Genomic DNA, 23,523 nt, shown 5'->3' with positions numbered 1-23,523 from the left:
GGATGAAGAGGGATAATTATATGAACAACCTAAACCTTAATGGCACTAAACTACTTGAAAAAATTACAAATCGTACGGCTACTATAGGAGTAGTAGGGCTTGGTTATGTCGGTTTACCTTTAGCAGTGGAAAAGGCTAAGGCAGGTTACCGAGTAATTGGTTTTGATGTACAGCAATCAAGGACGGATATGGTAAACCAAGGAATTAATTATATTGGAGATGTCGTAGATGAAGAATTAAAAACAATTGTTCAAGAAGGGAAACTTATTGCAACTACAGACTACTCTAAAATTGAAGAAGTAGATGCAGTTGCTATTTGTGTTCCAACCCCCTTAGATACTTATCAGCAACCTGATACATCCTATGTGGAAAGTTCAGGAAAACAGATAGCTCAATATATGGATAAGGGGATGTTGATTGTATTAGAAAGTACAACCTATCCTGGGACGACCGAAGAAGTCTTAAAACCAATTCTCGAAAGCCGTGGTTTAAAATGTGGAGAGGACTTTTTTCTAGCTTATTCACCTGAACGGGTGGATCCTGGCAATAAGTTTTATAATACAAAAAACACTCCAAAAGTCGTAGGTGGAATCACCCAAGCGTGTACAGCGATTGCCTCCGAGTTATATAGTGGAGTCCTTGAAGGAGACGTCCATCAAGTTTCTAGCCCTGCAGTAGCGGAAATGGAGAAAATACTTGAAAATACCTTTAGGCATATTAACATTGCACTTGCCAATGAAATGGCTATCCTTTGTAATAAGATGGGGATAGATGTATGGGAAGTGATTGATGCTGCGGCAACTAAACCGTATGGATTCATGCCGTTTTACCCGGGTCCTGGGCTCGGAGGGCACTGTATTCCGATTGATCCATTCTATTTAACATGGAAAGCTCGTGAGTATAATTATCATACACGGTTAATTGAACTTGCTGGAGAAATTAACAATGGAATGCCAGAATTTGTTGTAAATAAAGCTATGTATATTTTAAATGGGGAAGGGAAGGCGTTGAGAGGGTCTAAAATTGCGATTCTCGGTGTTGCCTATAAAAAGGATATTGATGATGTCCGTGAATCCCCAGTACTTAAGATTGTTGAAATGTTAACAAATGAGGGCGCTGAGTTAATTATCTGTGATCCCCATGTTACCTCTTTCCGTTCCTGTAACACGGTTATCGAGCCGGTAACCTTGACGCAACAGGTTTTAGAGAATGCAGACCTAATTATGATTACTACAGATCATTCAGCCTTTGATTATGACCTAATTAGTCAGAAAGGTAATGTGGTTTTTGATACAAGGAATGCACTAAAAAACTATCCAAAACCAGAAAAATATGTGAAATTATAATATTGAATTAGATAAGTAGCATGGTGGAGCGTCTGTGCTACTTATTCACATGAGCAGAAGTAAGGGGGAAAGTCGATGAAATTTCTTACTGTTATTGGAGCAAGACCGCAATTCATTAAAGCAGCTCCTGTCTCCAGGGAACTTCGAAAAATTCACAAGGAAATATATGTACATACAGGACAGCACTATGACAAAAATATGAGTGATATATTTTTTAATGAGTTGGACATTCCGAAACCTGATTACCATTTGAATGTGGGGTCCTCCTCACATGGGAAACAAACAGCAAAAATGTTGGATGAAATAGAGAGAATATTATTTGAAGAGACCCCAGACTATTTACTTGTTTATGGTGATACAAACTCTACACTTGCTGGAGCTTTAGCTGCAGCGAAGCTTCATATACCTGTCATCCATATTGAAGCGGGTTTAAGAAGTTTTAATAAAAAAATGCCAGAAGAAATAAACAGAATTATGACTGATCATATTTCTGAATTTCTTTTCTGCCCAACAGAGACAGCGGTAAAGAATTTAGAAAACGAAAATATCAAAAAGAATGTTTTAAATGTTGGCGATGTAATGTATGATGCTGTCTTATATAATCGGGCTCTTTCAGAAAAGAAAACGTCTATCCTTCAAAAATTGGGAATCGAACCTAAAGGTTACTATCTAATTACTGTACATCGCGCTGAGAACACAGATGACCCTGAAAAAATGCGAAGTATTATTGATGCTTTTTCAAAATTGGAAGGAAAAAAGGTATGGCCTATTCATCCTAGAACAAGAAATATACTTATCAATTTAGGAATTGATTTAAATGCAATACCTGATTTATTCGTAATTGATCCAGTTGGTTATTTGGATATTCTTGCATTGGAAAGTAACGCTAAAAAAATTATAACTGATTCTGGTGGGATTCAGAAAGAAGCCTATTTCCTTCAGGTACCTTGTGTTACTTTACGTGAGCAAACGGAGTGGGTAGAGACATTAGAAAGTCAAGCAAATATACTAGCAGGTACGAATGTAGAAGAAATTTTAGAAGCTATCCAATCAGAAGTAAATCCATCTTATAAAAATTATTTTGGAGATGGCCAGGCAGCCGTAAAAATAACGGAGCATTTTAGTAAAGAGGTTTAATAAATGAAAATAACATTTTTAAGTGAAAACTTCCCGCCAGATACTGGTGCTCCTCAAATTCGTTTGTACGAAATCAGTAAAGAGCTGATAAACAGGGGTTATCAAGTAGAAGTATTAACAGCATTTCCTCATCACCCTAATGGAATTATACCGGATGAATATAGAGGAAAACTTTACCAGTTTGAACACTATGACGGCATCCCCGTTCATAGAAGTTGGATTTATCCGAGTCCAAAAGGAAGTTTTTGGAAAAGGTTAGCATCTTATTTTTCATTTACTTTAAGTGCTTTATATTCGCTCTTAAAATCACAAAAATCGGATGTTATCATATGTACATCACCTCCTTTGTTTGTAGGAATCACTGGGTATGTAGGAGCGAAGATGAAGGGTGCCAGATTTGTATTCAATGTTGCTGATATATGGCCCGAGTCAGCAGTGGAACTCGGAATTTTAAAAAATAAATTATTCATTAAACTTGCTGAGTGGCTTGAAAAGTGGCTTTATAAAAAGTCTTGGAAAATTGCCACTGCTACGGAAGGTATCCAAGATTACATGGTGAAAAAAGGAAAGAACAAAGATCAAGTTTTCATGCTTCCAAACGGAGTAAATACAGAAACATTTCATCCAAAAGAACGAGAGAAGTCATGGGAGGCAAGATTAGACTTTGTTGGAAAAAAAGTCTTTACGTTTGCAGGAAGAATAGGGTATGCCCAAGGGCTAGACTCCGTTTTAAGAGCTGCTAAGATTGTTGAGGAATCTAATCCAGAAATAAGATTTTTAATAATTGGTGATGGTCCTGAGAAGGAAAAGCTTGAAGAAATGAAAGAGGAACTAAAGTTGAAAAACCTTGTCTTCCATGATTCTGTGCCAGTTTCAGAAATGCCTAATGTGTTTTCTATTACTGATTTTTCCATTGTTTCATTAAGAAATATTGAATTGTTTAAAGGTGCAAGGCCATCTAAGATATTTCCAGCGTTAGCTTGTGGCGTTCCTGTATTATATTGTGGTACTGGTGAAAGTGCTGAGCTAATAGAAGAAAACAACTGTGGGATTGTCGCTGAACCAGAAAATTCAGACTCGATTGCAGCTAAGATAATTGAGTGTGCAGAAATGAGCCAGCAAGATTACGAGGCCTTTGCAAAATCAGGAAGAACGTTTGTAGAAAATCATTATTCTTGGAAATCGATTGTTGATGATTTATTAGAAAATATTCAGGAGTATGAGAAAGTACAAGGTCGTGAGACATTATGAAAATATGTCATTTAACTTCAGTCCATTCTGCTTATGATACTAGAATTTTTATAAAAGAGTGCCAGTCCTTGCAAAGAGCTGGACATGAAGTTTTTTATGTTGTACCAAATGTGCCAGATGAGGAAATTAATGGGGTTAAGATACTTGGAGTCGAATCAGATGCAAAAGGTCAATTAGCCAGAATAAGGAAGACGACAAAATCGGTCTTTTTAAAGGCTTTGGAAGTGGATGCAGATGTTTATCACTTCCATGACCCAGAGCTTATTCCAATCGGTCTTAAGTTAAAAGGGTATGGAAAAAAAGTGATTTATGATGTTCATGAGGATGTGCCCGAACAGATTTTATCGAAACAGTGGATACCGAAACCTATAAGGAAGAGCGTATCAACTATGGTCAGAAGATATGAACGGTATGCTTCCAAAAGATTTGATGCTATTTGTACTGCAACGCCCTATATTGCCAAACGGTTTAAAACTTATAATCCAAATACGACAACTATTCACAATTACCCTCTGTTAGACGAATTGTCTACGAATTATAGCGATAAAATGGATAAAACTAAAAATAGTGCCGTCTATATTGGTGGGATTTATGTTTTACGTGGAATAAAAGAAATGGTGAATGCAACTGAGATAATAAATAAAGAAATTCCCTTAACTTTTGTATTAGCAGGATCATTTGCCCCCCCCTCACTTGAAGAAGAAGTACAAAGTTTACCGGGGTATAAGTACACGGATTTTCATGGGTTTTTGGATCGGGATGGAATTAAGACATTACTAGCGGAAGCTAATATGGGATTAGTGCTCCTTCATCCAGAACCACGGTTTATTGTTTCATTGCCAATTAAAATGTTTGAGTATATGTCAGCAGGTTTACCTGTAATAGCATCGAATTTTCCTCTCTGGAAAGAGATTGTCGAAAAGAACAGATGTGGAATTTGTGTTGACCCCTTAAATACTCAGGAAATTGCTGACGCAATGAAATGGGTGATAAACCATCCAGATGAAGCTAAATTAATGGGGGAAAATGGCAGAAAGGCAGTCGAAAAAATATATAATTGGGAAACAGAAAGTCAAAAGCTAATTGAGCTATACAATAATTTATAAGAAGTTTATGATATATCGATACTACGGAAAGTAGGGAAATAAAAAATGAAAGTACCAATGCTTGATTTAACAGAACAATATCAGCAATTAAAAGGCGAAATTATGGATTCACTTGATCATGTAATGTCAAGATCACAATTTATCTTAGGAGATAATGTTAAGAAGCTGGAGAAGGATGTAGCTGAATATAGTGGGGTTGGTCACGGTATTGGAGTGGCAAATGGTAGTGATGCTTTACATATTTCTTTACAAGCCTGTGGTGTTGGGCAAGGAGATGAGGTAATTGTTCCTTCCTTTACATTCTTCGCAACTGCTGGCGCAGTAGCAAGAACTGGAGCAACACCAGTGTTTGTTGATATCGAGCCAAAAACTTATAATATTGATGCTAGCAAAATTGAGTCCGCGATTACTGACAAAACTAAAGCAATTATACCAGTACACTTATATGGACAAATGGCAAATATGGATGCCATTGTTGAAGTTGCACAAAAACATAACATTGCCATTATTGAAGACGCAGCTCAAGCAATTGGGTCATTGTATAAAGGGAAGAGAGTAGGGGAACTAGGAACGACTGCATGTTATAGTTTCTTTCCAACGAAGAATCTTGGGGCATATGGCGATGCAGGGATGATTGTTACAAATAATGATGAAATCGCAGAAAAGATGCGGGTCATTCGAGTTCACGGAAGTAAACCAAAATACTACCACCATGTCTTAGGTTATAATAGCCGTCTTGATGAACTTCAGGCTGCAATTTTAAATGTGAAATTTCCTAATTTAGACAAGTGGAGCGAACTACGTAGGGAAAAAGCTGAAAACTATACTAGACTTTTAAATGAAACCGTCAAGGAAGTAATTACTCCATTCATTGAAGAACATAATTACCATGTTTTCCATCAGTATACGATTCGAGTTCCTCAACGAGACGATCTCCAAGCGTATTTAAAGGAGAACGGTGTTAGCACAATGATTTATTATCCGAAACCTTTACATTTACAACCTGTTTTCCACGAACTTGGATACAAAAAAGGAGATCTTCCAGAAACAGAGAAAGCTTGTGCAGAAGCAATTTCTTTACCAATGTTCCCGGAATTAAAGATTGAGCAACAGCAATATGTGGTAAGCAAGATTGCCGAATTTTATTCGAAGTAAGGAGGGTTTAATATGGAAACACCAACGGTTGGAGAGAACGTTGTCATAGGTGAAAATGTAACATTTGGAAAGAATGTCCAGATTGGTCATAATGTAGTTATTTACGACGGTGTACAAATTGGTAGCTACTGTATAATACAGGATAATGCAGTAATTGGCAAACAACCGACTAGAGCCAAAAACTCCATCCTCCCTGATGTAAAAAAATTACCTCCCACTATTATCGGTTCAGGCTGCACAATTGGTACGTCCGCAATTATATACGCGAATGCAGTTCTCGCTGATGATGTTTTCGTTGCAGATTCAGCGACAATTCGGGAAAGGGTAACAATTGGAGAGAAGACAATCGTTGGTCGGGGTGTTGCAGTTGAAAACGACTGTCAAATTGGGGTAAAATGCAAATTAGAAACGAATTGTTACATTACGGCCTATTCTGAATTAGGCGACTTTGTCTTTGTTGCACCAGGTGTCGTTACTACAAATGACAATTACATGGCTCGTTCTAAAGAACGATATGATAAATTTAAGGGTATTACGATTAAAAATGGTGGAAGAATAGGTGCGAATTCAACGGTTTTACCGGGAAGAACGATTGAAGAAGATGGTGCTGTGGGTGCCGGAAGCGTTGTTACAAAAGATGTTGGCAAAGAAGAATTAGTTATCGGAACGCCTGCAAAAGTTATTCGCAATGTACCTGAGAATCAGTTGTTAAGAAATCAATAAAAGCTTCCAGAAGGTGGATGTCAATTATCTACCTTCTGGAAATATTTTGCATAATATGGAGGATTTTAAGGAGAAAAAAAATGCAAAACATCTTGGGAAACAAGCCTGTTCTTCAGGTATTTGTTGCTATATTAGTATCTATTGTTTTGGGATGGGGAGTAGGGCGTGAATTCACCTTTACCAAATCACAGACCATTTTATTTTTATGGATAGGAATTTTGTTTGCTGTAGGTTTCATTATAATCTTAATTCGTTTCTTTCTAAAAAGATATTCTATTTCTAGACTTATTATATTTGGATTTATTATATCGGCATTTCTAGGGTCAGGTATTTTATCTGTGGAAATAGGACCTATTTCTTTATTTCCATACCGGGTATTTTTACCTATAGCAATTCTTCTGTTTTTAATAAAATGGTGGCAAAGTAGACAGTTCGCTCTATTTGAAAGTGAACCATTAAAGCCAATTCTATTTTTTTTAATTTTTTGGATTTTATATTCTCTGCTTTCCTTAACATGGGCCCCATCTCTTTTTGAGGGGATTAAAAATGTAATTTTTTTAGGTTCGGGTATTTTTTTTACTATCTTTTTTGTTTATCTTTTTAATAAGCAAGATGATTACTTGAACTTAATTAATATATGGTTGCTTGTACTGTTTTTGTTTGTATTGATTGGGTATTGGAACTACTTCACATTGCAACACCTTCCGCTTGCTAGAATGCATGATGCACCTGCTTATGTTCGTCATCGACCAACTGCTGTCTTTACAAATGAAAATGATTATGCAAGTTATCTTGCGCTAAGTTTTTTTATTGCATTAGGTGTTTTACAACGCTCAAAAAATATTCTTTATAAGCTTTTTGCTGGAATGTTAGTGATTTCTGCTGCATTTCAAATTTTTGTTTCGTCTTCGAGAGCCAACTTGCTCGCACTAGCTATTGGTGGAACGGTTTGGTTTTTATTCTTTACCAATCAAAAGGAGAAGAAATTCATCCTGTTATTAGGAGTTTTTGGCTTTATACTAGCTAATTTATTTATACCTGATTCAATGATGTCGATCTATAGACAAATCGCTTTTCAGGTTACAAGTTTATTTGACACCACAGATGTTGGTGACACTTCCACTGATATTCGAATAAATCTCTTAAAAAATGCTCTTATGTTTATTGCTAGTTCTTTTGGTCTCGGCATCGGCGCAGGAAATATTGAGTTTTATATGCAAAATCATCCGATTTTTCCAACAGTCGGAACGCTAAATGTACATAACTGGTGGGCGGAGGTTTTTGTTAATTATGGAATTTTTGTTTTTGTTGGTTATCTATTGATGTATTTTTGGTTAATGATTAAATTATATTGGATTTATAAAGCAAGTATTTCTTGGAAGTATAAGTTGATTTCACAATCACTTTGTACAAGCCTTGTTGCTTTTTCAATTGCAAGTATTAGCCCAAGTTCAATTATGACGCTAAATTATGTTTGGATTTTATTTGGAGTCGCAATTGCATTTGTGAATTATTGGATGAAAAAATATCATTTAAAGGAGAAAGTTGATGAAAGACATAGTAATTAGCATTTTGCGTCGCGCCAAAAAACTATTGGTGTTGTTACTTCTAATTCCTGTCCTCACTGCAGGCATAGCCTATGTATTCGTTTCTGATGCTCCAATCAGTTACCAAGCTAGGACGGAAATGGTGCTAGGTAGCTTTGAAAACAATTATTTAACTAACGGAAACTATTTAAAGGTTTTCTATACATCTGAAAATGGTTTACAGAAAATTAACGAAAAGTATAATTTGCAATTAGATATTGATAAGGTGATTTCTGGCTTAACTATTACACCAACACCCGAGAGAACAGTTCGATTTTCATATGTTGGTTCTAATAAAGAAGAAGTTCAAGAAACTCTTACAAAAGTAACTGAGGCTATTCTTGAAGAAGGTACAGAGTTATTCGAAGAAAAGGTTGATGCGCTAAACGATAGAGCTGAAATTATTACTGGAACTGATACAGAAACAGAGCCGATAACGAAAGAACTTGCACTTCATGATATGGACCATGAAAACTGGAACCAAAGAAATAATATGCTGTTACATGATGTTAAAGTATCAGAGAGTGCTGGAGCCTCACCGAAGGATAGAGTGATATTAGGGTTATTAATTGGCATAACGTTAAGTTTATTTATAGTAGTATTACCTGAGTTTTTTAGAGAAGAGAAAAAAGAAGCTGCCTAAGGGCAGCTTTGTTTATTTCTAATTTACACTCCTTCGTTCGAATTGATTTCAGCTTTATTACTTATCAGTTCAAGATGCTCCATCAGTGTTGTTTTAAGAGAAAAAATACTTTCCTCGTCAGGCCTAAAATAATATATTCCATTAATATATTCATCAGAACCCTTAATTTCAATTTGTTCTATTGAAGAAGAGCTAAATTTGGGATATTTCTTTATGAAAGCCAATGCTTCTCTCATTCGCATATTGGTTTCAATATTTTCTGATATGACTTGTACTATTTCATCAATTTTTAAAAAGGTCGCAGGTGAGGAGACTTTTTCAATTACGCCTGATACGATTTGTCTTTGCCGCTCATTTCGTCCGAAATCTCCTCTAGGATCTTGTTTTCTCATACGTGCATAAACTAGCGCTTCCTCGCCATTGAGTTTTTGCGGGCCCTCATAAAAATAGAAACGTTCCCAATCCATGTTTATATCATTAAAGTCAAATGGGACATCAACAGTAACGCCACCAAGAGTATCAATAATATTTGTAAACCCTTGGAAATTAACTGTTACATAATAATCAATTGGAATTTCCAGAAGTTTTTCCATAGTTGCAATTACACGTTCTTTCCCACCAATTGAAAAGGCGTGATTAATTTTGTCATATTTATAATCAGGAATTTTGACGTACGTATCGCGCGGAACACTTACAAGTTTCATAGTTTGCTGTTTCGGATTGAAAGTTGCTAACATGATAGTGTCGGATCTTCCTCTGTCATATATATTCATATAGTTCTCAATTCCTAGAATTAATACGGAAAAAGGATCGGAGGAAATATAAACCGGGTCTTCCCTTAGGTCTGATTTTGCCTCCCGCCCATCAATTTCCTCATATGAATTCGTTGCAGCAACATAAGTTTGAAAAGCAAAGTAGCCTGTAATACTTATGACTGAAAGAAAAATGATTGTTAAGAATAAGAATAGCACTCTTTTTCTTCGCTGATTCTTTTGTTTTTTTATATTGTTTAATCTTCTATGCCTAGAAGATTCATTATTGTTATCCACTTGGTTTTCCCCCGTTTTTTTAAAATAAGAGTTTCAAATTTAATTATAATAGATAGGTTGAAGTTTATTAATAAAAACTTTTACTTGAGGGAAGCTAAAGATTTACCAGTTCGTCTAAGTATAATCTATCACCCTCAACAATCTCCCCCACCCCATTCGTCATATCAATTATCCAATTGTAGAAATTTTCCTTATCTGCCTCTTGGACAAATGTTTCAATCTCGACTCGGTCGAGATAATGAATTTCCTTTATAGAATAGACAGAAGATCTCAGTTCATTCTCTACTTTTCCTAGCAGTGTATAGTCGATCTTAGTGTGCATAATCTGCATCAACTTCCGTTCAACGATCCCAGTTGCATTCAGCCCCTCTGAAGTTGCCTTTCCATAAGCGCGAATCAACCCACCGGCACCGAGTTTAATGCCACCGAAGTAGCGGGTGATGACAACGACAGTGTCCTTTAATTTCTTCTTTTTCAACACTTCAAGAATCGGGACTCCAGCTGTACCGCTTGGTTCTCCGTCATCATTTGCCTTTTGAATTTGATCGTGCTCACCGATTAGGTAGGCAGAGCAATTATGGGTGGCATCCCAATGTTTCTTTTTAATGTCTTGGATGAATGCTTGAGCGTCGGCTTCTGTTTCCGCCCGCTCGACGTAGGCGATGAAGCGAGATCGTTGAATATTGATTTCGTGTTCACCATAGCCCTTCACTGTAAAATATCGGGGCAGCATGATACCGCTCCTTTCATTAATCAAATCTTATTTTCTATTATAATTCGACATCGAGAATCCGACAAATGAAGAAAGGAATGTAATTAAAGTTTAATATATGTAATCGAGAACGATGTTATAATAAAAAAGGTTATCAAACGAACGCGAATTTTGACGTTAACTATTTGTAGATGTTTTTACTAAGTTCGCGATATGATGGATGTGCTTGTGACTAAAGTCCATCTCCACTGGAAAGAAGAATGTCCCATTAGGTGGCTATAAGCTTTCTTTCAGTCAATGAAACTACAGATTAGACTGCCCCGGAGGGATTTGATGATGGTGTTGAAAAAACTAGAAACTAGAACGCTTGATCATATTCTTGAGTCAATGATTGAAACGGTCGCCAACAGTAAAAAAGAAATTTTTAATATTGCCGAGCAATGTCGCCATGACTATGATGATATCACGAACGAGTTAGCAGAAGTTCAGAAAATGAGCAGTGATATGACGCAAGATGGGGACAAACTAGAAGATAGAGTCCGCCATGCGCGCAAACGGCTGTCTGAAGTAAGTAAAAATTTCAAAGAATATACAGAAGTTGAAGTTCGGGAAGCGTATGAAATGGCCCATAAGCTGCAAATGGAATTAACGATGAATCGACAGCTAGAGAAGCAATTAAAAGAAAGACGCGATGACCTGGAGCGTCGATTAGTTAGTTTGAATTGTACGATTGATCGGGCTGGAGACCTTGTCTCGCAAATTTCAGTCGTAATGAACTATATGATGAGCGATATTCGCCAAATGGGGGCTGAGCTAGAAACAGCGAAGCAAAAGCAGGATTTTGGCTTGAAAATCATTGAAGCTCAAGAAGATGAACGCAAACGGCTCTCACGTGAGATCCATGATGGCCCGGCACAAATGCTTGCGAATGTGATGATGCGTTCTGATTTAATTGAAAAAATTCATAAAGAACGCAGCGGCGAAGAGGCGATGACGGAAATTCGCAATTTAAAAGTGATGGTTCGTTCGGCGCTATATGAGGTAAGAAGAATCATTTATGATTTACGGCCAATGGCTCTTGACGATTTAGGTTTAGTGCCTACCCTCAGAAAATACTTACAAACAATCGAAGACTATCATAAGACGACTAAAATCATTTTCTCGAATATTGGAATGGATAACCGTCTACCAGCGAAATATGAAGTGGCTCTCTTCAGGCTTATTCAAGAGTCGGTGCAGAACGCTTTTAAACATGCTGAGGCAAACGTCATTGAGGTGAAACTACAAATAACCGATACAATGGTGTATGTTGATGTGAAAGATGACGGAAAAGGTTTTGACGATACGATTAGGAAAAAAGAGTCTTTTGGACTAATTGGGATGAGGGAGCGAGTCGATCTTCTCGGCGGTGAAATTTTCATTGATACGTCGATTGGAAACGGAACGCTCGTAAAAATTCAAGTCCCACTAGAAAGATAATAATCATGCCGGAGAACAAACCGAGATAAAGAAGGGGGCGATGAAATGATAACGAGAATCGTTATTATTGATGATCATCAGCTTTTTAGAGAAGGGGTCAAGCGAATTCTTGACTTTGAACAGTCGTTTGAGGTTGTCGCCGAGGGTGATGACGGGAACGAGGCGCTTAATCTGTATGAACAATATCAACCTGATGTTGTCATCATGGATATTAATATGCCGGACATGAATGGTGTTGATGCAACGCGTCAGTTAATTGAAAAGTATCCAGAGGCAAAAGTCATCATTCTCTCCATTCATGATGATGAAAACTATGTAACCCACGCCTTGAAAACTGGAGCAACAGGCTATTTATTAAAAGAGATGGATGCTGAGGAACTAATTCATGCGGTTAAAATTGTCGCTGATGGAGGTTCCTATCTGCACCCTAAAGTCACGCATAATCTTGTTAAAGAATATAGACGGCTATCGAAACAAGAGGGGCAAGCCACCGGTTCAATGATGTCTGCAATTGAAATTCGCCGGCCGCTTCACTTATTAACGCGGCGTGAATGTGAAGTGCTCCAGCTATTAACAGATGGGAAAAGCAATCGCGGCATTGGCGAAGCACTTTATATTAGTGAAAAAACAGTAAAAAACCATGTAAGTAATATTTTACAAAAAATGAATGTGAATGATCGCACCCAAGCAGTCGTTGTCGCCATCAAAAACGGCTGGGCTGAAGTGAGATAAAAACGGAGCTGGGTTCCGTTAACGATTGCAAATATTAAATATGGAATACAAACTGACCTTCAAATTGAATCGTAATTTGGAGGTCTATTTTATAACCGAATGTTGAATTCGCTGCGAAGTTTTAAAGAAAATAGACAATTTTAGTATATCGGCAGAAGAATATGCAGATCTAAATATTGAAGTCTGAAAATAAGCGGAGTTTTTCCGTTTATTTTATCAAAATCATTGTATTTTGGCTTATTTAGAGCAGTTAAGCGGAAATTCTCCGCTTATATCCGCTTCTTAAGCTTCCTCTATATACATTAGCGTGAAATTCTCCGTCTATTTATTCTCAAACCTACCCAAAAATCGATTCGGAGAAGGCGAAAGTGGTTTGCAAACATCTTAGTGAGTGAAATTCCCAATCAAAAGCAAAATTTTTTTAATCTCATTAGACTTACAAATTGCTCTGCATTTTATAGGACTGCATTTTCTTATGCAAATTGGCGTTTTGCGATAGAAGACGGAACCCGTTACAAGTTGCCTCCGTTTTTTTTCCTTTTAAACATATTTTCTTTCCCCAAAAATGCTTTTTTATAGGTATTCATATAAAATGGAAGATGTACATATTGTCTTTCAAAAAAGGTAGGTAATCATCTATATGAAAACGGCTGTTGTCACGGATAGTACTGCGTACATCCCGAAAGAACTTCAAGAAAAATTGAATATTCACATGATTCCCTTAAGTGTCATCTTCGGAACAGAATCCTTTCGTGAAGAAATCGATCTTACGGCAGATCAATTTTATGAAGAAGTCAAAGCGGCGCGTGAACTGCCAAGTACTTCCCAACCGCCAACTGGTGAATTTGTTGAGTTGTATGAAAGGTTGGGGAAGGAATACGATGCAGTAATCAGCATCCACCTTTCGAGTGGAATTAGCGGAACCTATCAAGGGGCAGTAACAGCGGCGAATATGGTTGAGGGTGTGAATGTTTACCCTTTTGATTCGGAAGTGAGCTGCATGGTCCAAGGTTTTTATGTGCTCGAAGCTGCGGAGATGGCTAATGAGGAGCGACCTGTTGAAGAAATCCTCAGTCGACTAGAGGAAATGAAGCAAACTTGTCGTGCTTATTTCATCGTTGATGATTTAACTCACTTGCAGCGCGGTGGCCGGTTGTCAAGCGCACAAGCCATTATTGGCAGCCTGTTACAAGTTAAACCGCTTTTGCATTTTGTCGATAAAAAAATTGTTCCGATTGAAAAAGTTCGGACAAAAAAGCGTGCACTCAACCGCGTGACAGAGCTGTTGTCAGAAGATGTTCGTAGCGGCGAACCGTATCGTGCCGTCATCATTCATGCCAATCGTGAGCAAGAAGCGAAAGATTGGAAAGCCAGCCTAGAAAAGCAATTTCCAAATGTAGAATTTATGCTGAGCTATTTTGGACCGGTGACTGGTACCCACCTAGGCGAAGGTTCACTTGGGATGGGGTGGGTGAAACGAAGCTAAGTCGCCCCGTTCAGCTGCGATAATAAAGTAGGTGGAAGCGCGTCACTCTTATAAGGAGTGACGTGCTCAGCTCTTCTACTTATGTTGAAAATCTACCATTTATTTCCCTCATAAATCCCCTAATTTGTATTTCCTCAAAAAATAAAATTGAATCTTCTAGGAGGACAAAAATGCCTCAATATAACCCTGAACTTCGTAACTATCTTCTAGGAAAACAACTCTTGCTTGACGAGCTACCTTTCCCTCAAGAAGAAATCCACCAACATTTTCAAACTGGCTATCTCATGTATCGAAAAGGAATTGAACAAACAAAAAAGGGAAATGTTTGCCAAAGATGCGGTGTCAATGATGATTATTGGTTTGCCCAGTTTCCATGTGCCCGCTGTAAGCAAATATGTACATATTGTCGACAATGCCTAATGATGGGCCGTGTGAGCAGCTGTACGTCACTAGTCAGCTGGACAGGTGACCCCTCTGAAGAAGAAAACGGGAGAAGCCCCGAATGGAATACGTCCTTAGATGAAAATCGCCAAAGCCTCGAAACAAATCATTTTACGGATGAAAATAACCTCAGTTGCGAACGGACTTTTTCTGAAAAAGTAAATCGGATTCCCTTGGTAAAGGAAGAAGATCCAAATCCCCCTAGTATCCTGCAATGGTCTGGAAAGCTTTCGCAAGGACAAACGGTTGCATCCAATCGTGTTGTCGAAACGATTATTGCCAAAAAAGAGCTTCTTGTATGGGCTGTTTGTGGAGCAGGGAAAACGGAGGTGCTTTTTAAAGGAATTGAACGAAGTTTACAGAACGGAGATCGGGTTTGTATCGCAACACCAAGGACCGATGTCGTTCTTGAACTAACCCCGCGCCTTCAAGCGGCATTCCCGCAAATTGACGTCGCTTCTTTATATGGAGGCAGCGACGATCGTCATAAATATGCACCGCTCACGATTTCTACCACTCATCAATTGCTCCGCTTTTATCACGCTTTTGATACGATCATTGTCGACGAAGTCGATGCGTTTCCTTATTCCGTTGATGCAACACTTCAGCATGCCGTCAAACAGGCAAGAAAACCGGAGTCCGCCCTTATCTTTTTAACTGCAACGCCGAATGAAAAATGGCAGCGCCAATGCCGCCTGGGGAAGCGTGAGTTTGTGACGATTCCTGCACGCTATCACCGTCATCCACTTCCTGTTCCGAAATTTGTCTGGTGCGGGAATTGGCAAAAGCATCTTACCGGAAAAAAGCCTCGTCTGCCAGAAAATGTGTTTCGCTGGGCAAAAAAACGACTTGATGCCGGAAAACAAGCGCTCATCTTTGCTCCGAAAATTGCCGCGATGGAAAAAATACTGCCACTATTTCAAATTCTCGACCCGAAAATCGACTCGGTTCATGCCGAAGACCCAAACCGAAAAGAGAAAGTTCAGAAGATGAGAAATGAAACGATTCCCTTATTATTAACAACAACGATTTTAGAAAGAGGGGTCACTTTCCCAAATATTGATGTCGCCGTCATTGGGAGTGAAGACCGTATTTTCACGGAAAGTGCGCTCGTCCAGATTTCCGGTCGGGCAGGCCGAAGTGCCCAATTTCCAACGGGAGATGTCACATTTTTTCATTTTGGGAAGACAGAAGCAATGGTCCGAGCTCAAAAACAGATTATGACGATGAATAAGGAAGCGATGAAAAGGGGGTTATTGGATAATGAATCTCTTTCGTGAGCAATATTGCCTCATTTGTCACCAAATGCTTGAGCCGGAGGTGAGTTGGCACAGCTTGTTTTGTCGTCGAGAAGAGGAGGTGATTTGTCTTTCTTGTAAAAATAAGCTAAAGCCGCTGGACGGTGAACTTTGCCGTATTTGTTATCGAATATTAGATAATGAATACAAAATGGAAAATATTTGCTATGATTGCATAAGATGGGAGGAGAGTGACGAGTGGGGAGGGTTGCTGACACAAAATTGTTCTCTATATCAGTATGATGATTTTTTAAAAGAGCTGATCGCTCGTTTTAAGTATCGCGGCGATTATGTACTCGCCTCGATTTTTAAACAAGCGATTACAAAAAAACTAAAAAACGAATCATTCGACCTTTTCACCCCGATTCCATTAAGTGAGGAAAGATTGTATGAAAGAGGCTTCAATCAGGCGGAGGCATTGATCGTTCAAGCGGGACAACTAGCAACACCAATGCTCACGAGAATTCATACAGAAAAACAATCAAAAAAATCTCGTGCAGACCGAATCCATCTTCCGCAAGTGTTTAAAATCAATCGAGAACGAAAAAACCTCATTCAAGGCAAAAAAATTTTACTCGTCGACGATATTTATACGACAGGCTCAACTTTGAGGCATGCGGCGAAGGTCCTGAACGAAAATGGGTCGAAACTTGTCTGTTCACTTACAGTCGCTAGATGACAAAATTCAGCAAATAAAGCGAAATTATTTACGAATAAAAAGGTTATTCGGCTCGATTCGACTGCCTTTTTATCATTTTTACTATGAAGACAAGGTAAACTTCGAAAATTCGTCACATCTTTTTACTGTTATTGCAGGAGTTCTTTAGGGTAAAATAGAAATATAAATACATAGCTATTAAAAAGGAGGAGTATCGCTTATGAACTATAACATTCGTGGTGAAAACATTGAGGTAACGCCAGCAATTAGAGAGTATGTTGAAAAAAAGGTGTCAAAGCTTGAGCGTTATTTCACAGAAACACCAAATGCGAGCGTAAGCGTGAACCTAAAAGTGTATCCGGATAAGAAGTCAAAAGTGGAAATTACCATTCCCATGAAAAATCTTGTTCTCCGTGCAGAAGAAGTTCATGAAGATATGTATGCGGCGATCGATTTAATTACAGATAAATTAGAGCGTCAAATTCGCAAGCATAAAACAAAAGTAAACCGCAAATTCCGCGGTCAAGATAGTATTAAAGATTTTATCCCTATCTTCGCTGATGTTGAGGGGAATGGTGGAGAAGAAGACGACCTAGAATTAGTTCGTACGAAGCGTTTTGACCTAAAACCAATGGATAGCGAAGAAGCAATTCTGCAAATGAACTTGCTTGGACATAGCTTCTACGTTTTCCAAAACGCCGAGACAAACAGCACAAACGTCGTTTACAAGCGTAAAGATGGCCGGTATGGCTTAATCGAAGCTCAATAAATAAAACGAGAAGGTGACCCATCGGGTCACCTTCTTTTCTTACGCAAGTTGTCACTCCTAAATGTAAATGGTAAAATTGATAGAGATGAAAACGGATTTTTAGCTGATTCGTTGCGATGTGGAGCGAATCTTTTTTATTTGCTAAAAAATGCCCTGTTAGGAAGAAAAGATAAAAAGGAGCGTCTGTATGGGGATTTTAAATAAAATTTTTGATTCAAATAAGCGTGAAGTGAAGCGACTTTCAAAAATGGCGGACCAAATCGATGCTTTGGCAAGTGACATCGAAAAGCTTACGGATGAAGAGCTTCAAGGAAAAACGGAAGAGTTTAAAACAAGGTATCAGCAAGGTGAATCAACGGCTGATTTGCTTACTGAAGCGTTTGCTGTCGTACGTGAAGGGGCTCGCCGTGTTCTAGGATTATATCCATACAAAGTTCAGTTAATGGGGGGGATTGCCCTTCACGAAGGCAATATTTCCGAGATGAAGACCGGTGAAGGTAAAACGTTAACAGCAACGATGCCTGTATACTTGAACGCGATTACTGGCAAAGGTGTTCATGTCGTCACTGTCAACGAATACTTAGCAAGTCGTGACGCCACTGAAATGGGCCAGCTTTACGAATTTTTAGGCTTGACTGTCGGTTTAAATCTCAATGGTATGGATAAAGAGGAAAAACTAGCTGCTTACGATGCAGATATTACGTACGGAACGAACAATGAATACGGCTTTGATTATCTTCGTGACAATATGGTTCTATATAGCAATCAAAAAGTTCAGCGTCCGCTTCATTATGCAGTCATCGATGAAGTCGACTCCATCCTTATCGATGAAGCGCGTACTCCATTAATTATTTCTGGGTCAGCGGCAAAAAGTGCGTCCTTATATATTCAAGCAAACGCTTTTGTACGCACGTTGAAGAAAGAAGAAGATTACACGTATGATGAAAAAACGAAAGGCGTTCAACTGACGGAAAGCGGGATTACGAAATCGGAAAAGGCCTTTGGCATTGAAAACTTGTTTGACGTTACCCATGTCACCTTAAATCATCATATTAATCAAGCGTTAAAAGCCAATGTCAGCATGCATATCGACGTTGATTATGTCATTCAAGATAGCGAAATTGTCATCGTCGACCAGTTTACAGGTCGTCTTATGAAGGGGCGCCGTTATAGCGATGGCTTGCATCAAGCAATTGAAGCGAAAGAAGGGCTTGAAATTCAGAACGAAAGCATGACCCTTGCGACGATCACCTTCCAGAACTATTTCCGAATGTATGAAAAACTTGCCGGGATGACTGGAACAGCGAAAACAGAAGAAGAGGAATTCCGGAATATTTATAATATGAACGTCATCGTTATTCCGACCAATCGTTCGATTGTTCGTGATGACCGCGCCGACCTTATTTATTCAACGATGGAAGGGAAGTTTCGTGCCGTAGTTGAAGATATCTATCAGCGCAATGCATTAGGACAACCTGTTCTCGTTGGTACGGTAGCAATTGAAACGTCGGAGCTGATTTCAAAGTATTTAACGAAAAAAGGCGTCAAACATAATGTGTTAAATGCGAAAAATCATGGACGTGAGGCAGAAATCATCGCTGAAGCAGGCCATAAGGGTGCTGTAACCATTGCAACAAATATGGCTGGCCGTGGGACAGATATTAAGCTCGGTGAAGGCGTAAGGGATGTTGGCGGGCTAGCTGTTATCGGAACAGAACGACATGAGAGTCGCCGGATTGATAACCAGCTGCGCGGACGTTCTGGTCGTCAAGGGGACCCGGGGATTACCCAATTCTATTTATCAATGGAAGATGAACTAATGCGCCGATTTGGTTCCGATAATATGAAAAATATGATGTCTAAGCTTGGAATGGATGATTCACAGCCAATTCAAAGTGGCATGGTTTCCAAGGCCGTCGAATCTGCGCAAAGGCGTGTAGAGGGCAATAACTTTGATGCGCGGAAACAATTGCTGCAATATGATGATGTTCTTCGCCAACAACGGGAAATCATTTATAAGCAGCGCGATGAAGTTCTTGAAGCTGAACACTTGAGAGAAATCATTGAAAAGATGATTGTTTCAACCATTGAACGAAATGTATATGCGCATACGACTGAAAGTGAAGATCAATCTGAGTGGAAACTTGAAAGTCTCGTTGATTATGTGAAAGGCAATCTTCTTTATGAAGGAGATGTCACCATCGCCGACTTAAAAGACAAAGACCGGGAAGAGATTGTCGAAACAATCTTTGCGAAGGTGAAAGAGCGGTACGATGAAAAAGAAAGTCAGCTTGAGCCTGATCAAATGCGCGAATTTGAAAAAGTCATCGTTCTCCGCAGTGTCGATACGAAGTGGATGGACCACATCGATCAGATGGATCATTTACGTCAAGGAATTCATCTTCGTGCATACGGCCAAATCGACCCGCTGCGCGAATACCAAACAGAAGGGTTTGCAATGTTTGAAAGCATGGTTGAAGCGATTGAGGCTGATGTGGCCCGATACATTATGAAGTCGGAAATCCGCAATAATCTCCAACGTCAAGAGGTCGCAAAAGGTCATGCGGTAAATCCGAAGGAAGAAGACGGGAAAAAAGCGAAAAAGAAACCGGTTGTGAAGCAAATGGACATCGGACGCAATGATCCTTGCTATTGTGGAAGCGGCAAGAAATATAAAAATTGCCATGGAAAAGTCGTTTAAAAGCATATTTTTTAAAAATAGGGCAAGCGAGTGTATCGCTGCCCATTTTTTTTACTGAAAAAATCGGCTATAATGTTACTATCTATTTTGATGAGGTGAATTTGATGGAATTAGCGGATATTCGCAATGAACTTGAAGAAATTGCTAAGAAATTACTGGACTTTAGGGGGTCTCTTTGACCTCGAAAATAAGGAGGCCAGAATTGCCGAGCTCGATGAAGTTATGCTTGCTCCTGATTTTTGGGACGATCAACAAAAGGCCCAAACGTTTATTAATGAGTCAAATGCCTTAAAAGACCAAGTCGATGGGTTTCACCAATTGAGTGAAACGTTTGAAGACTTAGAGGTTAATTATGAACTTGTGAAAGAAGAGAATGATGACGAGCTTCGTACTGAATTAGAAAGCGAATTAACAGAGCTAATTAAGCGAGTGAATGATTTCGAGCTTGAGCTATTGTTAAGCGAAGAATATGACAAAAGCAATGCCATTCTCGAACTTCATCCAGGTGCGGGCGGAACGGAATCGCAGGACTGGGGTTCGCTGCTGTTACGAATGTATACGAGATGGGCAGAGAAAAAAGGATACAAAGTTGAAACGCTTGATTATCTTCCTGGGGATGAAGCCGGAATTAAGAGTGTGACGTTATCGATTAAAGGGCATAATGCGTATGGCTATCTTAAGGCGGAAAAGGGCGTTCATCGTCTCGTGCGCATTTCACCATTTGATTCATCTGGTCGCCGCCATACATCGTTTGTCTCCTGCGAAGTGATGCCTGAGCTCGACGGCGATATTAATATCGACATTCGTACGGAAGATTTGAAAATTGATACGTATCGTGCTAGCGGCGCCGGTGGTCAGCATATTAATACGACAGATTCGGCTGTGCGAATCACCCATGTTCCAACAGGTGTCGTAGTGACATGTCAAACAGAACGTTCCCAAATTAAAAACCGCGAGCACGCGATGACAATGCTAAAAGCAAAGCTTTACCAAAGAGAAATTGAGGAAAAAGAAAAGCAGCTGGCAGAAATTCGCGGCGAGCAAAAAGAAATTGGCTGGGGAAGCCAAATTCGTTCCTATGTGTTCCACCCATACTCAATGGTAAAAGATCATCGTACAAATACCGAAGTCGGAAGCGTGCAATCCGTCATGGACGGAGACCTCGACGTCTTCATTAATGCTTACTTAAGATCCAAACTTTCTTATGAATAAAAATCCCCTCCAGATTTCTGGAGGGGGTTTTCGATTTTTTGAATAGGAAGAAAATGGTCCTTTATGAACATTTGGGCTGAAGAGTCCGAAGGATTTTTAAGCGATAATGCTGGTAACGCGTTTTTTAATCCAAGTACTCGTATTAAAAACAGCAAATTTCGATGATATATTGCCTGTACTCGTAATAAAACGCTGTAAAATGAAGGGTTAATCCAAGTACTAGCAATAAAATGAGGTCAGAAGGCCGATATAATCCGAGTACTAGCAATAAAAAACAGCCCAAAATTGCTTTAATCCAAGTACTAGTAATAAAAAACAGCCCAAAATTACTTTAATCCGAGTACTAGCAATAAAATCGGTCGTTTCCGTTTTTAATAAGTCCCGTTTAGTACGACTAAGTCATAGAACTCTGTTGATTGGAGTGCAAGGCCCGTAGGCGAGCGGAAAGCGGAACAGCTAAGTTTTAACCCCTAGCATAATTTAAGGGACTTTTTCAGTGCCCTCGTTCAATTTCCCCGGGTTTTCTTTTCATGAGAACAGAAAGTATAAATATCTGAAGTCTAGCAAGGCGCATACAAAGAAAATCACAAAAGTAATGAATACATCTCATAATAAGATAGAAACTAATAATATATTTCTACTTTCCCCCTTTACTACGGCAACCGGCTGGCATTTACAGTGGACTACGCAAATGATATACTCACAGCTGGAAAATTCATCTAAGGGGATAGTCAATTGAAGAGAAATCGCAAATCTAAGCAAACAAACCCGAAGTTCGAGAAAGCAATGGAATACATATACACACTAATAGGAGCTGCGCTAGTGGCTCTTGCTTTTAACTTATTCCTCCTGCCGAACCAAATCGCCTCCGGAGGGGTCAGCGGGATAAGTATTATCCTAGCAAATGTCCTTGGCTGGGAACCAGCTTTTGTGCAATGGTCACTGAATATCCCTCTGTTTATCTCAGGCGTTCTTTTACTTGGCGGCCGCCAATACGGGATGAAAACATTAGCTGGAACACTGTTTCTTCCGTTCATCGTCTATTTAACAAACAATATGGACCCGTGGACAACAGATCCGCTTTTAGCTGCATTGTTCGGCGGAATGGGAGCAGGCCTTGGCTTAGGAATTGTTTTCCGTGGGAAAGGCTCGACTGGAGGAACAGACCTCGCCGCTCAAATTTTAAACAAATATACAGGCTTATCGCTCGGAACTAGCATTGCCATCATTGATGGATTAATCGTACTTAGCGCAGCAATTGTGTTTGACATTGAACGCGGGCTTTATGCGTTAATCGGTTTATATGTAACAAGCAAGACAATTGATCTCGTTCAGATTGGAATCGGCCGCTCGAAGATGACAATGGTCATCACTTGTAAGCAGGAAGAAGTTCGGGAAGCGATTTTGCATAAAATTGATCGCGGGATGACAAAACTAACTGCATATGGCGGATACACAGATCAAGAACGGCCGATTCTTATGTGTGTAGTAGATCAAACAGAGTTTACAAAATTGAAACAAATTGTAAAATCAATTGATCCAAATGCGTTTATTATCGTTACCGATGCTTCAGAAGTATTAGGTGAAGGTTTCAAAAAAGTGTAATTTATGGTATATCATAAGAGTGAAGGAAAATATTTCAATGGGGGTATTCAGATGAAAAAGAAATTGTTGACAGTCCTTTTCGGTGCTTCTCTAGTCCTAGCAGCATGTGGTGGAGGCGGAGATACCGGCGGAGGCGATGGCGGTACAGATACGGCAAGTGTTGATCCAGAAACGATTTATAAGCAAAAATGTTCCAGCTGTCATGGCGGTAATCTTGAAGGCGGCGCTGGTCCTGGATTAGCAGGCATCGGTTCTAAATTCTCTCAAGAAGAAATCGAAAACATTATTGCAAATGGTCAAGGCACAATGCCTCCTAAAATCATTCAAGGGGAAGAAGCGACTGCCGTTTCTGAATGGTTAGCGAGCAATCAATAAAAGAAAGAATCTACATATAGCGTTCCTGGGGAAAAGAGTTCCCCAGGAAGCTTTTTACC

At 39.2% G+C, this 23,523-nt stretch carries 20 protein-coding genes; 18 read left to right on the top strand and 2 right to left on the bottom strand.

Annotated features, from left to right (window positions below; genetic code table 11):
- Positions 1-20: 20 nt before the first annotated feature.
- From GNT69_RS01145 to GNT69_RS01110, 8 genes are all read left to right on the top strand, one after another.
- The gene (locus tag GNT69_RS01145) at positions 21-1,346 is read left to right on the top strand and encodes a nucleotide sugar dehydrogenase (protein ID WP_203553109.1); all 1,326 of its coding nucleotides are present in this window, start codon (positions 21-23) and stop codon (positions 1,344-1,346) included.
- 75 nt (positions 1,347-1,421) lie between these two features.
- Entirely contained in the window at positions 1,422-2,483 is a 1,062-nt protein-coding gene (wecB, locus tag GNT69_RS01140) for a non-hydrolyzing UDP-N-acetylglucosamine 2-epimerase (RefSeq protein ID WP_203553108.1), read from the top strand.
- Positions 2,484-2,486: 3 nt separating this feature from the next.
- Positions 2,487-3,734, top strand: a complete 1,248-nt coding sequence (locus tag GNT69_RS01135; RefSeq protein WP_203553107.1) for a glycosyltransferase family 4 protein — start codon at positions 2,487-2,489, stop codon at positions 3,732-3,734.
- On the top strand, positions 3,731-4,840 hold the full coding sequence (locus GNT69_RS01130; RefSeq protein WP_203553106.1) for a glycosyltransferase family 4 protein: 1,110 nt from the start codon (positions 3,731-3,733) through the stop codon (positions 4,838-4,840). The genes GNT69_RS01135 and GNT69_RS01130 overlap by 4 nt, the downstream gene beginning before the upstream one ends.
- Positions 4,841-4,885: 45 nt before the next feature.
- Positions 4,886-5,995, top strand: coding sequence for a DegT/DnrJ/EryC1/StrS family aminotransferase (locus GNT69_RS01125; protein WP_203553105.1), 1,110 nt, complete (start codon positions 4,886-4,888; stop codon positions 5,993-5,995).
- Between the two features lie 12 nt (positions 5,996-6,007).
- Entirely contained in the window at positions 6,008-6,718 is a 711-nt protein-coding gene (locus GNT69_RS01120; protein WP_203553104.1) for an acyltransferase, read from the top strand.
- A gap of 17 nt (positions 6,719-6,735) precedes the next feature.
- On the top strand, positions 6,736-8,286 hold the full coding sequence (locus GNT69_RS01115; RefSeq protein WP_203553103.1) for an O-antigen ligase family protein: 1,551 nt from the start codon (positions 6,736-6,738) through the stop codon (positions 8,284-8,286).
- Complete coding sequence (locus GNT69_RS01110; RefSeq protein WP_203553102.1) at positions 8,267-8,947, top strand: hypothetical protein; 681 nt, start codon at positions 8,267-8,269, stop codon at positions 8,945-8,947. The genes GNT69_RS01115 and GNT69_RS01110 overlap by 20 nt, the downstream gene beginning before the upstream one ends.
- A 23-nt stretch (positions 8,948-8,970) precedes the next feature.
- On the opposite strand, the gene GNT69_RS01105 is transcribed toward GNT69_RS01110, so the two are convergent.
- The gene (locus tag GNT69_RS01105; RefSeq protein ID WP_343206435.1) at positions 8,971-9,996 is read right to left on the bottom strand and encodes an LCP family protein; all 1,026 of its coding nucleotides are present in this window, start codon (positions 9,994-9,996) and stop codon (positions 8,971-8,973) included.
- A 94-nt stretch (positions 9,997-10,090) separates the two neighbouring features.
- A complete protein-coding gene (locus GNT69_RS01100) occupies positions 10,091-10,729 on the bottom strand; it encodes a YigZ family protein (RefSeq protein ID WP_203553101.1) in 639 nt (212 codons plus the stop codon).
- Positions 10,730-11,044: 315 nt separating this feature from the next.
- On the opposite strand from GNT69_RS01100, the gene GNT69_RS01095 reads away from it, so the two are divergent.
- From GNT69_RS01095 to cccB, 10 genes are all read left to right on the top strand, one after another.
- The gene (locus GNT69_RS01095; RefSeq protein WP_203553928.1) at positions 11,045-12,187 is read left to right on the top strand and encodes a sensor histidine kinase; all 1,143 of its coding nucleotides are present in this window, start codon (positions 11,045-11,047) and stop codon (positions 12,185-12,187) included.
- 45 nt (positions 12,188-12,232) lie between these two features.
- The gene (locus GNT69_RS01090; RefSeq protein ID WP_239093982.1) at positions 12,233-12,919 is read left to right on the top strand and encodes a response regulator transcription factor; all 687 of its coding nucleotides are present in this window, start codon (positions 12,233-12,235) and stop codon (positions 12,917-12,919) included.
- Between the two features lie 640 nt (positions 12,920-13,559).
- Positions 13,560-14,405: a DegV family protein gene (locus GNT69_RS01085; RefSeq protein ID WP_203553100.1), complete on the top strand. Its 846-nt coding sequence runs from the start codon at positions 13,560-13,562 to the stop codon at positions 14,403-14,405.
- A gap of 170 nt (positions 14,406-14,575) precedes the next feature.
- The gene (locus tag GNT69_RS01080; RefSeq protein ID WP_239093981.1) at positions 14,576-16,126 is read left to right on the top strand and encodes an ATP-dependent helicase ComFA; all 1,551 of its coding nucleotides are present in this window, start codon (positions 14,576-14,578) and stop codon (positions 16,124-16,126) included.
- Positions 16,110-16,823, top strand: a complete 714-nt coding sequence (locus GNT69_RS01075; RefSeq protein WP_203553099.1) for a ComF family protein — start codon at positions 16,110-16,112, stop codon at positions 16,821-16,823. Before GNT69_RS01080 ends, GNT69_RS01075 begins: the two co-directional genes overlap by 17 nt.
- Positions 16,824-17,022: 199 nt before the next feature.
- Positions 17,023-17,571, top strand: coding sequence for a ribosome hibernation-promoting factor, HPF/YfiA family (gene hpf / locus GNT69_RS01070; RefSeq protein WP_203553098.1), 549 nt, complete (start codon positions 17,023-17,025; stop codon positions 17,569-17,571).
- A 187-nt stretch (positions 17,572-17,758) separates the two neighbouring features.
- Positions 17,759-20,272: a preprotein translocase subunit SecA gene (gene secA / locus GNT69_RS01065; protein ID WP_203553097.1), complete on the top strand. Its 2,514-nt coding sequence runs from the start codon at positions 17,759-17,761 to the stop codon at positions 20,270-20,272.
- 104 nt (positions 20,273-20,376) lie between these two features.
- Positions 20,377-21,484, top strand: a protein-coding gene (gene prfB, locus GNT69_RS01060) for a peptide chain release factor 2 (protein ID WP_203553096.1) whose coding sequence is annotated in 2 segments (ribosomal slippage) — positions 20,377-20,448 and positions 20,450-21,484 — 1,107 coding nt in all. Because the reading frame shifts where the segments join, the coding sequence is not laid out codon by codon here.
- A 786-nt stretch (positions 21,485-22,270) separates the two neighbouring features.
- Positions 22,271-23,089 (top strand): YitT family protein, encoded by an 819-nt coding sequence (locus GNT69_RS01055; RefSeq protein WP_203553925.1) that lies wholly within the window; start codon positions 22,271-22,273, stop codon positions 23,087-23,089.
- 51 nt (positions 23,090-23,140) lie between these two features.
- The gene (gene cccB / locus GNT69_RS01050; RefSeq protein ID WP_203553095.1) at positions 23,141-23,464 is read left to right on the top strand and encodes a cytochrome c551; all 324 of its coding nucleotides are present in this window, start codon (positions 23,141-23,143) and stop codon (positions 23,462-23,464) included.
- Positions 23,465-23,523: the final 59 nt, after the last annotated feature.

The organism is Bacillus sp. B15-48 (assembly GCF_016879755.1).
In the GTDB taxonomy this organism is placed as follows: domain Bacteria; phylum Bacillota; class Bacilli; order Bacillales; family Cytobacillaceae; genus Mesobacillus_B.
The sequence above is the reverse complement of the archived record's forward strand: the minus strand, read 5'-3'. Positions and strand labels throughout refer to the sequence as shown.